The sequence below is a fragment of the Candidatus Sodalis endolongispinus genome, from assembly GCF_018777395.1.
Lineage (GTDB): Bacteria > Pseudomonadota > Gammaproteobacteria > Enterobacterales > Enterobacteriaceae > Sodalis_B > Sodalis_B endolongispinus.
This window is the reverse complement of sequence record NZ_JAFJYC010000001.1, coordinates 2,503,203-2,517,325: the sequence shown is the minus strand read 5'-3', so window position 1 is coordinate 2,517,325 and position 14,123 is coordinate 2,503,203. Positions and strand designations below refer to the sequence as shown.

Below are 14,123 nucleotides of genomic sequence, written 5' to 3'. Positions count from 1 at the left end.
GCTGTTAGAATTGGCGGCGCCCCATTTCAAGCAACAGGTTATCTCCGTGGAGATCTTGCAGTGACCGACAAAACCTCTCTCAGTTACAAAGACGCAGGTGTGGATATCGATGCCGGCAACGCATTGGTAGACCGTATCAAAGGTGTTGTGAAACAGACCAAACGCCCGGAATTCATGGGCGGGCTGGGCGGTTTCGGCGCCCTGTGCGCGCTGCCGCAGAAGTATCGCGAGCCGATTCTGGTTTCAGGCACAGACGGCGTCGTGACCAAACTGCGTCTGGCCATGGATTTGAAACGCCACGATACTATCGGCATCGATTTGGTGGCAATGTGCGTAAACGACCTGGTGGTTCAGGGCGCCGAACCGCTATTTTTCCTCGACTATTATGCCACCGGGAAACTTGACGTCGATACCGCAGCCGCAGTGATAACCGGCATCGCCGAGGGCTGTAAGCAATCCGGCTGCGCGCTGGTCGGCGGCGAAACGGCGGAAATGCCCGGCATGTACCATGGCGAGGACTACGACGTCGCCGGCTTCTGCGTCGGCGTAGTGGAAAAAGCGGACATCATCGACGGCAGCAAGGTGCAGGCCGGCGATACCCTACTGGCGCTGGCCGCAAGCGGCCCTCATTCCAACGGTTACTCGCTGGTACGCAAGATTTTGTCCTTCAGCCAGACCGACCCCGAACAGACGCAGGTAGAAGGCAGATTGCTGACGGACCATCTACTGGCGCCGACGCGCATCTACGTCAAGGCGCTGCTGTCCCTTATCGCGCAGACCGAGGTACATGCTATTGCGCATTTGACCGGCGGCGGCTTCTGGGAAAACATCCCGCGCGTTCTGCCGGCGGGTACCCAGGCGGTGATTGAAGAAAGCAGTTGGCAATGGCCGGCGGTTTTCCGCTGGCTACAGCAGGCCGGCAATGTGAGTCGCCATGAAATGTACCGCACCTTCAACTGCGGCGTCGGCATGGTCATAGCCGTGCCCGCAGCCAGCGCCGGTAAAGCGCTGGCTATTCTAGCCGACTTAGGCGAAACCGCCTGGGCGCTCGGTCAAATTCAGCCCGCCGACGGCGAGCATCAGGTGATTATCCGCTGATGAAACACCTGGTGGTGCTGATTTCAGGAGAAGGCAGCAACCTGCAGGCGCTGATTGATGCCTGCCAGCAGGGCAAGATCGCGGCGCGGATCGCCGCAGTCATCAGTCATCGCGCCGACGCCTACGGGCTTACGCGCGCCGCAACCGCCGGGATCGAAACCAAGACGCTTAACCCGGTGGGTTTCGCCAGCCGTGAGGACTACGATCGGGCACTCGCCGCCCTTATCGACCGCTACCCACTGTCGGTTATCGTCCTCGCCGGCTTTATGCGCATTCTGACCTCGGCCTTTGTCGAGCGCTATGCCGGCCGCATGCTCAACGTACACCCCTCGCTGTTGCCGCGCTATCCCGGACTGCATACCCATCGTCAGGCGCTCGCCAACGGCGATGCCGAGCACGGCACCTCGGTGCATTTCGTCACCGACGAGCTGGATGGCGGCCCGGTGATTTTACAGGCGCGGGTGCCCATTTTTGCGCAAGATGATGAGCAGATACTGGCGCAACGGGTGAAAACCCAGGAACACGCCATTTATCCGCTGGTCATCAACTGGCTGCTAACGGGCCGGCTGTCGTTGCGTGATAACGTCGCCTGGCTGGACGGCGCGCCCCTGCCTGCCGCCGGCTACGCCGCCGATTAACTCTACTGAGCCCGTCTGCGGCGGAGCTGAGGCGCTGTTAATCTCATGGCATGATTAACAGCGCCTTAGTATCATTCACCCTAAGCCCACACCTCGCACCACAATACGCCCTTCCAGAGAGATGATGGCTGAAACAATCCTTTATCCAGGCACGTCCAGGGTGTATTGGAATGAACGAAACAGGCCAGTAAGCGGAAGGCCGCCCTTGAGTTCAACCCTAATGAGTTCAGAAAATACTGTCTTTCATCATCTAATAATTATAAATACTATTTAAATTACAATATTGTATAAGTAAAATAATCCGCGCCTAGGGATTTAACAATATCGCGCATTGAACCAAAATGTAATTAATGCCGGAAGTGCACGGTATAGACTGAGGACAATTACATTATTTCCTTTGAAAGTAAATAATGAAATTAGATAATATAAGCGTTAATTTCTCCCCGGTTCCGTTTTATTTTTTTAGCAAAAAAGCCGATATATTTTCATCTCCACATTAACCCAGAGGTGAGAATGAAAATATTAAACCATGCCTTCCATCATGTAAAAGCCCATTGTTTCAAAAGTACTAACTCAGCGGTAAAGTTAGCCCATAACATGTCTAAGGGAAAACTACGAGAAAAGGATATCACCTACGCCAAAAACCTGTTAAGCGTGAAACAAAGCTCATTGAAGCCTAATTCCCTTAAAAGTGAAAAAAGAAAGCTAAAGTACAACGCTTTAGCTGGCAGCCTTCCCATCAATCAACAAACGTGCGATTCTATTAAAAACCTATCGCATCTAAAATTTAAGATTGCTGCTGTAACAAACTCTAAGCCAAATAAAAAGCCCTTGCTGTCTGATGCTTTGAGAACAGCCTTAAAGGACTTTAAAGCAAATCCTGAAGAAGCCTATAAAAAACATTTAGGAAAATATTATCATTCTGAAAAACCAGAAAATGATCCTTCAATTGTTAAGTTCTTTACCATATACGGAAAAAGCAAAGGAGGTTCAATTAAATTCCATAATAGGGCAACCCTCTCTTAAGCGGTTTCCTTACCGCTTTAGGTGAAATTTACCTCGAATGGCTTAGCATTGTAAATAAACACTCTATACTTGAGCACTCCGATTAAGCTTATTTGCCAAAGCCAATACGAGATGAGTTTCACTCTTCACCTCAACCTACTGCATAAGAGAATAGTATTTTTATGCTGAGAAAATTCAATCCAGGGTAGATGCCTCTTGAGTCATAATACTCAACATGATCTCACCTGTAAGCAAAATGGTTATTTTGGCATAACCCGATCTTGCAAGCTCATTGCTGGTTTAGTCGCAGAGTATGACAGACAGACGCGCCATTGACGCAAGCAATGTGAGTTTAGCGGTGAGACTATTTTACCGACGACTCGTTGTCACTTGAAAATAGTAGTCAAGATCACTGTATCAGGAGCTATATTCGCTTGCAGGTTCGTCAATCCTGACTAAATCATATTGCCGTAAACAAAAAAGGTAAAGGTGAAATGGTGCTCCCCTCATCCATTGCGCTAAACCACCGCATCGACTGCGTGCAGCCACAGGTAGCGCTGGCGAGGGCGCAGGCACGGCGTTCGGTGATTTAGTCTCGCCGCCCATTGCCCCTGACGCTGGCCTTGGGTTCGCCATGGGCCACGTTACGCTTTATCCAGTCTTCCGCCACGATCGCCGCCTGGATAGGCGTCCTTTGCCCATACCGATAATGCAGCAATAAAACCCGACCGGCGGATAACCGTTAGCGCAGCCGGCCGGTAATATATTCCTCGGTTTTGCGCTGCGCCGTGGCGGTAAATAGCCGGTCGGTGACGGCATATTCCACCAGCTTGCCCTGATGCAAAAAGGCGGTATAGTCGGAAACCCGCGCCGCCTGCTGCATGTTATGCGTCACCAGAACCAGGGTGAAATGCGCTTTCAGCGAGATCATCAGCTCTTCGATGGTCAAGGTGGAAATGGGATCCAGCGCAGAGGTCGGCTCATCAAGCAGTAACACTTCCGGCTCGATGGCGATAGCGCGGGCGATCACCAGCCGCTGCTGCTGGCCGGTGGACAGTTTTAACGCATTTTCACGCAGGCGATCTTTAACTTCATGCCATAACGCCGCCGCGCGCAGCGCCCGCTCCGCGGCGTCGTCCAGCAGCCTGCGTTCGCTGATACCCAAAAGCCGCAGGCCGTAGACGACGTTGTCGTAAATGGATTTGGGAAACGGGTTGGACCGCTGGAAAACCATTCCCACCCGCCGGCGCAGCGCCACTACTTCCTGTCCGGCAGCATAGATGTCCTGTCCTTGCAAACGCACCGCGCCGCTAATCTGGCAATCGTCGCTCAGGTCATTCATACGGTTAAAGCAGCGAAGCAGCGTCGATTTACCGCACCCGGAAGGGCCGATAAGGGCGGTAATTTGCCCTTTGGCAATGGGCAGAGAGATGTCGTCAAGTACCAGACGACTGCCGTAACGCACCCGCAGGTGTTCGGTTTCCAGCGCCAGCGCCGATGGCGACACCCCGGCAGGCGCGGCGGTCGCACCGTTCGAGCTCAAAGGGGGGACTAGCGACATAGCAACCTGTTCTCCATCATAACGTTAACGCACGGTATTTCTCACGTAGCCGGTGGCGCAAACCCATTGCGGCCAGATTCAGCCCCACAACAATGACAATCAACAACAGCGCGGTGGCGAACGCCAGCGGCTGGACCGCATCACCGTCCTGGCTTTGAAACGCTAAATCGTAGATCTGATAACCGAGATGCATAAATTGCCTTTCGGGGTGCAGAAAAGGAAACTCGCCGTCCAGCGGCAGCTTGGGCGCCGATTTGATGACCCCCACCAACATCAGCGGTGCGGTTTCCCCCGCCGCACGCGCCAACGCCAGAATAAGGCCGGTCATGACAGCCGGCGCCGCGCCCGGCAACACCACCTGCCACAACGTTTCCGCCTGGGTTGCGCCGAGCGCCAGCGATCCCTGGCGCAGGGAAGGCGGAATACGCGCCAGCCCTTCTTTCAGTGGCGATAATCACCACCGGCAGGGTCAGTAGCGCCAGCGTCAGCGCGGCCCACAATAAGCCCGGCGTGCCGAAGGTCGGGGCCGGCAAAGCCTCGGCATAAAACAGTTTATCAAGCGAGCCGCCGAGCACATAGACGAAAAATCCCAGGCCGAAAATACCGTAAACAATCGACGGCACGCCGGCGAGGTTGCCCACCGCGATACGAATAAGCCGCGTTAACCCGTTTTGTCCAGCATATTCATTCAGATAAATGGCCGCCATCACCCCGAGCGGCATGACCAGCACCGACATCAGTATCACTAGCAACAGCGTGCCGACAATCGCCGGAAAAACGCCATTGCCCTCCCCTGTGGGGTCATCGAGGCTGATGAAACGCCAGGTTTGCGCCGCCAGATGGCGCAGTTTTTGCCCCAGGCTCATCGCGTTGGGATACCATAGACTGTCGATATCGCTTAGCGCAATGATCTGGCGCTGGCCTTGCGCATCAGCGAGGATCAACTGCACCCGGCCCCGCTCACGCTCAATACCGGCCAGTTGTTCGCTCAAATCGTCATAGGTTGCCTGCAGTTCGTTTAGCGCCGCACGCTGGGCGGCCTGTTGCTGCTCGGTTTGCCCCGCCGGATGACGCAGCATGCGTTGTTGCGCCTGCTGCAGCTGCTGCGCCCGTTTTACCCGTACCGCATTTCGCTGCCCTTCCACCTGCGCCGCCATACGGCGCTGCGTGGCGGTTAGCCGCAGCCGCTGATCCAGCGCAGCGGGCATCACGTCAGCGGTTAACGGCTGTCCGTCCTCGCGCATCCCGGCAAGATAGCCATAAAGCTGTGCGCCGCTACGGCGCTGCACCACCAGCGCATCGGCCGGTAATCGGTTGGCACGGACCTCCGCTGCCGGTACCCGATAACGATCCTGCGGCCGATTACCGGTATTGATAAACCACCATTCACCCGCCGGCGTTCTCTGTACTCCTACACGCTCTCCCAGCAGTACCGCGGGGGGATTTTGGAGTTCAAAGCGGTAAATCTGCTGCGGCCAGAGCAGTTGCAGCGACTGACTCAACAGTAGCGCCAGAAGCGCCACCATCGCCAGGAGACTTAGGCTTACCGCGCCGGCGGTCAACAATACCCACGGCCGGCCCGAGCGCCACCAGGCTTTCATAAGACACCTCCGTCGGGCTGGCGATAGCGGCATCGTAGACGCAAACGTAACAATTCCGCTACGCTATTGATGATGAAGGTAAAGACCAACAACAGCAGCGCACTGAGAAACAGTACCCGGTAATGCTCCGAACCGCGCAACGCTTCAGGGATCTCGATGGCGATATTGGCCGCCAGCGCGCGTAGCCCTTGCAACACGCTGCCATCGACGCGCGGCAGGTTGCCGCTGGCCATCAGCACGATCATCGTCTCGCCCATGGCCCGTCCGAGGGTCAGCATAAAGGCTGACACCAAACCAGCGCTGGCCGCCGGCAGCGTTACCCCTACCAGAGTCTGCCAGGGGGGGCGCGCCCAGCGCCAGCGACCCCTGGATAAGGCGCGTCGGTACGCCGAACAGGGCTTCTTCGGCGAGGGTGAACAACAGCGGGATCAGCGCGAAGCCCATCGCGATACCTACCACCAGCGCATTGAGCGGATTATAGTGCTCGCCCAAAGCCTGCGCGAGCGGCATACCGAACAGCAGACGCTCGAGCGGCGGCATGAGGGTAAAACAGCCCCACAAGACGAGCGCAATCAGCGGCAACAAGCACAGACATTCCAGCCCGGCAGGCCAACGGCGTCGCCAGCGCGGCGGTAAGCTGCCGGCCAGATAGGCCACGGCAAGAATGAACAGCGGCAGCAGCACCGGCAGCAGCACTAAGCCGCCGAGCGCAGTGGCCAAATGCGGCACGAGCCACAGGCCGGCTATCACACCGACGACCACGCTCGGAACCGCGCCCATTATCTCCATCGCCGGCTTAACCCAACGGCGCAGACCAGCGGACATGAACCAGGCGCTGTACATGGCGGCGGCCAACGCCAGAGGTGTGGCGAATAGCATGGCGCAGGCGGCGGCTTTCAGGGTGCCGACCGCCAGCGGCACCAGGCTGTATTTGCCTGCCGCAAAACTATCGCCGGCGGGCGTGGACTGCCACACCCACGCCGGTGCCGGATAGCCGGGATACCAGATCCGCTGGGTCAAGGTGCGCCAAATGAGCTCTGGCGAGCCGGGCGACAAGGCCCAGACGCGCCACACGTCAGAGCCGACGCTCACCAGTGCGTCCCCCTGTGGCGATAAGGCCGCCATCGGCGCCGAGGCGGCAGCCGGATTAGGCAAAATGCCGCCAGTAGCGGCCGGCGATGTCCCGCCGTTGGGGGTTAGGGCGCCGGCAAGCACACCGCCGCGTCCGTCGGCCTGCGATTGCTTGGCAAACGCCCCGGTGTCAGGCTGCGCAAACCACGGCAGCGTCAGGTGGCCGCGAGGATGCCCATCGCGCGTGCTTAACCAGGTTAATCTTCCCTCAGCGTCGAGTACGGCAAAACCCCCTCGGCGTGCCGGCGCCAGCAGCCGCGCGCCGGCATCCAGGGTGACGGCATAAGTGAGAATCGGGGTCAGTCGCAGTCCGGTGTCGCCGGTGGCGTCAAACCACAGCGACAAATGGCCGGCGCCGTCGCGCACAAGCAAAGCCCCTTCCACCGGCAGCATAAATAGCGCTAGCGGACCGGCCGCCAGAGACTGAGCTGGCTGCCGGAAAGCAGATAGAGCAGACGGCCGTCGGGGGACAATAGCAGGCGGTCTACCTCTTGGCCGGCTGAGGTCAGCGGCTGACGCTGGACCGTTTCGGTGCCGGCGGCCGTGCTGTAATGCAGCACCACAACCTGCCCATCAGCAAGCTGTGCCGCCGCTACCGCCCGCTCTGCGTATGGATAGGCCATCGCAGTGCGGCGCAGCGGGCGTCGTGCAGGATCAATGACCTGCACACCGCCAAACGGCCGCACCCAGAGCGGCGCGCCATCGGCCGCGCTATCGACACGCGCCAGTATCCCCTGCCCTGAAGCGTTGGTTAGCCAATACAGCGGTTGTCCGCCGCTGGCTCTGGCGACGTGCGTTGGTTGCGCCAGCAACGCTACCTGGTCGGCGGCATCAGCACCGTTCAGCGGACGGGCAAGCCCCCGGCCGGCGCAGTCAATCGCCCAGGTCCAGCCGGAAGTCGCATCAACGGCGAGAGTGAATAAGGCTCCGTTTGCCTGCAATTCATCATCCTGCGACGCCGGCGGGATGGAAGACCATGGCGGCACGACGCAAGACGATGCCGGCGTCGCTGCAGGCGATACCGACACGCTGGAAGACGATGTCGGCCCCGCTAGAGGCGATACCGATACGTTTGCAGCCGGTGCCGACATGTTAGAAGAGGATGCCGGCGGCGCTTGATAGCTTGCCAACGTCGTGGCGCCGCCGACGGCGGGGGCGCGAAATAACGGTAGCACCGCCCACAGCAGATAACAGAAAATCAGCAATAGGGCGAATAGCACCAGCAAACCGCCGCCGCTCACCACCACGCGCGTCAGCCTATCTGTTGCACGACGCAACGGGGCGGTGCGGAGGTGAGAAATCCGTTTTGGGCTCATAGTCCTCGGTTAGCCAGCGACCAGATGGATGGTCCAAACAATGGGAAAAGCCCATGTTGCCTGTAATAAAATAAGATAACAATGTTCGGCCGGCGTTTGTGGGTTATGTTGGACTTTGCCGTCCGGGAGACGATAATAGCTTAACGCAGGATTTTCCCTTCCTGAACAGATCAATGGAGTGGAAATGGTTCAGAAAAAGCTCTATATAGAGAAAGAATTAAGCTGGTTGTCTTTCAATGAACGGGTTTTGCAGGAAGCCGCCGACAAAAGCAACCCGCTCATTGAACGCATGCGATTTCTGGGCATTTATTCCAATAATCTGGATGAATTTTATAAGGTCCGTTTTGCCGAGCTGAAACGGCGTATTTTGATAAGCGAAGAACAGGGTACCCGAGGCGCCTCACGCCATCTGCTTAATCGTATCCAGGCCAAAGTGCTCAACGCCGAGCAGGAATTCGATAATCTTTACAACGACCTGTTGCTTGAGATGGCGCGCAACCAGATTTTCCTCATCAACGAACGGCAACTGTCTCCGCGCCAGCAGGATTGGCTGCGTCAATACTTTAAACAACAGCTGCGCCAGCATATTACCCCGATTCTGATACAGCACGATACCAATCTGGTGCGGTTCTTAAAAGATGATTACACCTATCTGGCGGTGGAAATTATCCAAGGGCAGACGCTGCGCTATGCCCTTCTGGAAATTCCTTCTGATAAGGTGCCGCGCTTTATCAATCTGCCGGCGGAATCCCCCCGCCGCCGTCGGCCAATGATTCTGCTGGACAACATCCTGCGCTATTGCCTGGATGATATTTTCACCGGTTTCTTCGATTATGACGTGCTCAACACCTATTCGATGAAAATGACGCGCGATGCAGAGTACGATCTGGTCACCGAAATGGAATCCAGTCTGCTGGAGCTGATGTCTTCCAGCCTGAAGCAGCGGCTGACCGCAGAGCCGGTCCGTTTCGTTTATCAGCGGGATATGCCTAATGCGATGGTGGAGCCGCTTAAAACTAAGCTCGGCATTTCATCCTATGATTCGGTTATCCCCGGCGGGCGCTATCATAATTTCAAGAACTTTATCAGCTTCCCCAATGTCGGCAAAGCCAATATGGTCAATCGCCCGCTGCCGCGATTACGCCATGTGTGGTTCGATAAATTCCGCAATGCGTTCGACGCTATTCGCCATCATGATGTTCTGCTCTACTTTCCTTACCACACTTTCAGCCACGTGCTGGAACTGCTGCGACAGGCGTCATTCGATCCCAATGTGCTGTCGGTCAAGATCAATATTTACCGCGTCGCCAAGGACTCGCATATTATCGACGCGATGATCCACGCGGCGCATAACGGAAAAAAAGTGACCGTGGTGGTGGAGCTGCAGGCCCGCTTTGACGAAGAGGCCAATATTCATTGGGCCAAGCGGCTTACCGAGGCCGGCGTTCACGTTATTTTCTCGGCGCCGGGGCTGAAAATACACGCCAAGCTGTTTCTGATTTCCCGCCGCGAGGGCGACGATATCGTGCGCTACGCGCATATCGGCACCGGCAACTTCAACGAGAAAACCGCCCGCCTGTATACCGATTATTCCTTGTTGACGTCCGATGCACGCATCACCAATGAAGTGCGGCGGGTGTTTAATTTTATTGAAAACCCATACCGCCCGGTCAGGTTCGATTACCTGATGGTGTCGCCGCAAAACTCGCGGCATATGCTGTATCAAATGATCGATCAGGAGATTGCGAATGCGCAGGCGTGCAAAACGGCAGAAATTACCCTCAAGGTGAACAATCTGGTGGATCAATGGTTAATTGATCGTCTCTATGCCGCTTCCGGCGTGGGGGTGAATATCCGCATCCTGGTGCGCGGTATGTGTTCGTTAACCCCGGATTTGCCGGGCATCAGCAATAATATCCAAGTGATCAGCATCGTCGACCGTTTCCTGGAGCAAGATCGGGTCTATGTGTTTGAGAACGGCGGTGATAAAAAGGTGTTTCTCTCTTCCGCCGACTGGATGACCCGCAACATTGATTACCGTATCGAGGTAGGGGTAGCGCTGCTGGATCCACGCTTAAAACAGCAGGTGATGGATATTCTGGCGCTGCTGTTCATCGATACCGTTAAAGCCCGATATATCGATGCCGACCTGAACAACTATTATGTCCCACGCGACAACCGCCGCAAAGTGCGCGCACAAATAGCCATTTATGATTACATTAAGCAACTGGAAAACGCCGGAGAGCAGGACTCATTATGCCCATAACATCGACGACCACTGCCAGGCCGGAAGAATTCGCCGCCATCGACCTTGGCTCTAACAGTTTCCATATGGTGGTTGCGCGCGTGGTCAACGGCGCCATGCAGGTACTGAGCCGCCTGAAGCAACGTGTACATCTGGCCGACGGCCTTGATGCAGATCACCGCCTGAGCGACGAGGCCATGGAACGCGGCCTGAGCTGCCTTGCCCTTTTCGCCGAGCGCCTGCAGGGCTTTTCGCCGCTGCGGGTGATGATCGTTGGCACCCATGCTCTACGGGAAGCGGTTAACGCGCAGACCTTTCTCGATCGGGCGGCGACGGTGATCCCCTACCCGATTGAAATTATTTCCGGTCATGAAGAGGCGCGCCTGATTTTTATGGGCGTCGAACACACCCAGGCAGAAAAGGGCCGCAAGCTGGTTATCGATATCGGCGGCGGCTCTACTGGGCTGGTTATCGGCGAAAACTTCGAGCCGCTGCTGGTGGAAAGCCGTCGTATGGGCTGCATCAGCTTTGGCCATTTGTTTTTCCCCGACGGTGAGATAAGTCCGGCCAATTTACGCCGGGCGCGGCTGGCGGCGGCGCAGAAACTTGAAACGCTGGCCTGGCAATACCGCATTATGGGCTGGCAGGTGGCGCTCGGCGCTTCCGGCACCTTTAAAGCGGCCTGCGAAGTCTTGACCAAAATGGGCGACAAAGACGGTTTAATCACGCCCGAGCGGCTGGATACGCTGCGTAAACAGGTGCTTCAATTCACTCACTTTACCGCCCTTAGCCTGCCGGGCTTGTCCGAGGAGCGCAAAGCGGTATTTGTGCGGCGTGATGGACGCACTGGCCATCAAGGAGCTTAAGCTTTCGGACTGCGCCCTGCGCGAAGGCGTGCTGTATGAAATGGAAGGCCGGTTTCGCCATCAGGATATCCGCATGCGCACCGCGAAAAGCCTGGAGGAGCACTATAACATCGACCGCGATCAGGCCCGGCGGGTATGGGACACCACCGGCGCCCTGTATCAGCAATGGCAGGCGCAAAACGCCGATCTCGAGCAGCCACAACTCGCGGAGATGCTGAAATGGGCCGCTCAGTTGCACGAGGTGGGACTGGGCATTAACCACAGCGGTATGCAGCGCCATTCGGCCTATATTTTGCAGCAGACCAATATGCCCGGTTTCAATCAAGAGCAGCAATTACTGCTGGCGACGCTGGTGCGCTATCATCGCAAAGCCATAAAAATAGACGATCTTCCCCGCTTTAACCTGTTCAGGAAAAAGCATTTCTTGCCTTGTTTGCAATTGCTGCGCCTGGGCGTGCTGCTTAATAATCAGCGTCAGGCGACGTCCCCGGTAGCGGTGCAGCTTACCACCGACGTCAATCACTGGACGTTGACGTTTCCCACCGGCTTTTTTGCGCAAAATAACCTGGTGCAGCTGGATTTGGAGCGCGAGCAGGCCTACTGGGCGGATATTCCCGGCTGGTGTTTACGGGTGCAAGAGGCCGAGCAAGAGGCCGAGCCCGCCGCCGTCGCTAACGCGGTTTCACCGTCGTGAGTCGGCGGACACAAAGGCGTGGGCGTTCCGGCAGGCCTTAACGTTTGCGCGTGGCTCGGCGCAACCGTCGTGGCAGGGGCCGGGCGTAGGCTCGTTACGCTGGCCCGATGGGGGTCGCCACGCGGTGGCGTCCTTGAAACGGCGCCGGCTTATGCTCTACAATCGGCCCATCGACCCGTTCCTGCCTCCGTCCGTTAGAGGCCCACCTTTTAAAAGCGGCATTGCGCATGCGAAGACGACCCACCACCGGGAGGATGACCCGCTGGATATTGCTTATCAGTTTTATCATTCTCTTGGGCCGTCTGCTCTATGCCACGGTGGGCGCCTGGCACCATCACCAAAATAAACGCGTCACACCGACGGAACAGACGGTCAAAACCACGCCGCCGCCTGATAAGCCCTGACTGCTCTGTAAGGGGTCAACCACGCCAAATTCACCGTCTTTTGACAGGCTTACGCTATCTTTAATCAGTGTGCGTCCATTTTTATCGTCCGGGTAGCCGGAAGGGAACAGTGAAATCATGCCAGCCGTAAAACATCAGGCCCCGCAACTCGCCGAACTGCGGCGCCAAACGTTAAGCGTTTTACTGGCTAACCGGCCGCTCATCGACAGTATCCTCAACCGTCCCACGCGCGATCCGGTCGGCGATAACCGTCCTCTACTAGATCAAACCGCCGAACTGGTGGCGATTGTGCGCCAGCTTCACGCCGCGGATCTTGCGGACTTGTTGGAAAGCCTGCCCCACGACGAGCGCCTGGCGCTGTGGCGGCTGGTAGACAACAATAAGCGCGGCAAAACTCTGGTGGAGGTGTCGGAGAACGTCTGGGAAAGCCTTATCGCCGAGATGTCCAACCGCGATATTCTTCACGCCATCAGCCCGCTGGATGTGGACGAACAGGCCTATCTGGCCCGTTACTTGCCGCGGGATCTGGTCGGACGGATGCTGACCGCTCTCGAACCGCAACGCCGCGCCCAGGTGCGTGAAATGATGCATTTCGATCGCGAAAGCGTCGGTCACCACATGGATTTCGAGTTGGCGACGGTGCGGCCCGACGTTACATTGACCACGGTTCAGCGCTGGCTGCGATGGCGCAAAAAGCTGCCTGAGAACAGCGATAAGCTCTTCGTTGTCGACCGTCATAACACGCTGGTCGGTGAATTGACGCTGTCCGCGCTGCTGCTTAATCCGCTGCACCGGCGGGTAAGTGAGGTGATGGACGCCCATCCGACCACGTTCCATCCTGATGATCGGGCGGAAGAAGCCGCCGGTGCCTTTGAACGCTACGATATGATAACCGCGCCGGTTATCGACAGCAAAGGCAAGCTGATGGGCCGGTTAAGCATTGAACACATGGTTGACGTCTATTTTGAAGAGAGCGATAGCAACCTGCGCGGTCTGGGGGGATAAGTCCGCAGGAGGACATTTTCGCGCCGGTACGTAAAGCGGTGCGCACCCGCTGGACCTGGCTGGCGTTAAATCTTTGCACCGCATTCATCGCCTCGCGCGTCATCGGCCTGTTTGACGGCACCATCGCCCAACTGGTGTCGCTGGCGGCGCTGATGCCCATCGTCGCCGGCATCGGCGGCAATACCGGTAATCAGACCATCACCATGATTGTCCGCGCGGCGGCACTGCATCAGTTGGAAAAGGGTAACGCCGGCTTTCTCATTCTGCGCGAGCTGTGGGTAGCGGTCATTAATGGCCTGGTCTGGGGCGGTATTATGGGCGTCGTCACCTGGCTTTTATATGGCGAAGCCGGCCTCGGCGGCGTGATGATGCTGGCGATGCTGCTAAATTTGCTGCTGGCGGCGCTGATGGGCGTCTTAATCCCGCTGTTGATGATCCGTATCGGCCGCGATCCGGCGGTAGGTTCGAGCGTCATGATTACCGCCATTACCGATACCGGCGGCTTCTTTATTTTTCTCGGTTTGGCAACGCTATTTCTGGTGCATTAAACCGCCGAGGC

9 protein-coding genes and 3 pseudogenes are annotated in these 14,123 nt (G+C 57.0%); 7 read left to right on the top strand and 5 right to left on the bottom strand.

From position 1 onward, the window contains the following. Positions 1-60: 60 nt before the first annotated feature. From purM to JZM24_RS12220, 3 genes are all read left to right on the top strand, one after another. Positions 61-1,098, top strand: coding sequence for a phosphoribosylformylglycinamidine cyclo-ligase (purM, locus tag JZM24_RS12230; RefSeq protein ID WP_215669813.1), 1,038 nt, complete (start codon positions 61-63; stop codon positions 1,096-1,098). Continuing rightward, positions 1,098-1,736 (top strand): phosphoribosylglycinamide formyltransferase, encoded by a 639-nt coding sequence (gene purN, locus JZM24_RS12225; protein ID WP_215669812.1) that lies wholly within the window; start codon positions 1,098-1,100, stop codon positions 1,734-1,736. Before purM ends, purN begins: the two co-directional genes overlap by 1 nt. Before the next feature lie 513 nt (positions 1,737-2,249). After that, positions 2,250-2,762 (top strand): hypothetical protein, encoded by a 513-nt coding sequence (locus JZM24_RS12220; protein WP_215669811.1) that lies wholly within the window; start codon positions 2,250-2,252, stop codon positions 2,760-2,762. A gap of 721 nt (positions 2,763-3,483) precedes the next feature. Here the strand turns inward: JZM24_RS12220 and pstB are convergent. The 5 genes and pseudogenes from pstB to JZM24_RS12200 form a co-directional block, all read right to left on the bottom strand. Beyond that, complete coding sequence (pstB, locus tag JZM24_RS12215; protein WP_215669810.1) at positions 3,484-4,302, bottom strand: phosphate ABC transporter ATP-binding protein PstB; 819 nt, start codon at positions 4,300-4,302, stop codon at positions 3,484-3,486. Positions 4,303-4,318: 16 nt separating this feature from the next. After that, a pseudogene (gene pstA / locus JZM24_RS12210) lies at positions 4,319-5,903 on the bottom strand (phosphate ABC transporter permease PstA). Next, the gene (locus tag JZM24_RS18710; protein ID WP_376775529.1) at positions 5,900-6,097 is read right to left on the bottom strand and encodes a hypothetical protein; all 198 of its coding nucleotides are present in this window, start codon (positions 6,095-6,097) and stop codon (positions 5,900-5,902) included. Before JZM24_RS18710 ends, pstA begins: the two are co-directional and overlap by 4 nt. Then, on the bottom strand, positions 6,048-7,406 hold the full coding sequence (locus JZM24_RS19750; RefSeq protein WP_376775528.1) for an ABC transporter permease family protein: 1,359 nt from the start codon (positions 7,404-7,406) through the stop codon (positions 6,048-6,050). Before JZM24_RS19750 ends, JZM24_RS18710 begins: the two co-directional genes overlap by 50 nt. A gap of 29 nt (positions 7,407-7,435) precedes the next feature. Next, positions 7,436-8,311, bottom strand: a complete 876-nt coding sequence (locus JZM24_RS12200) for a hypothetical protein (protein WP_215669809.1) — start codon at positions 8,309-8,311, stop codon at positions 7,436-7,438. A gap of 223 nt (positions 8,312-8,534) precedes the next feature. On the opposite strand from JZM24_RS12200, the gene ppk1 reads away from it, so the two are divergent. From ppk1 to JZM24_RS12180, 4 genes and pseudogenes are all read left to right on the top strand, one after another. Then, entirely contained in the window at positions 8,535-10,616 is a 2,082-nt protein-coding gene (gene ppk1, locus JZM24_RS12195) for a polyphosphate kinase 1 (RefSeq protein WP_215669808.1), read from the top strand. Beyond that, positions 10,607-12,155: pseudogene (locus tag JZM24_RS12190) on the top strand (exopolyphosphatase). Before ppk1 ends, JZM24_RS12190 begins: the two are co-directional and overlap by 10 nt. A gap of 227 nt (positions 12,156-12,382) precedes the next feature. Further along, positions 12,383-12,559, top strand: a complete 177-nt coding sequence (locus JZM24_RS12185) for a YfgG family protein (protein WP_215669807.1) — start codon at positions 12,383-12,385, stop codon at positions 12,557-12,559. A 117-nt stretch (positions 12,560-12,676) separates the two neighbouring features. Continuing rightward, positions 12,677-14,112: pseudogene (locus JZM24_RS12180) on the top strand (magnesium transporter). The last annotated feature ends 11 nt before the right edge of the window (positions 14,113-14,123 follow it).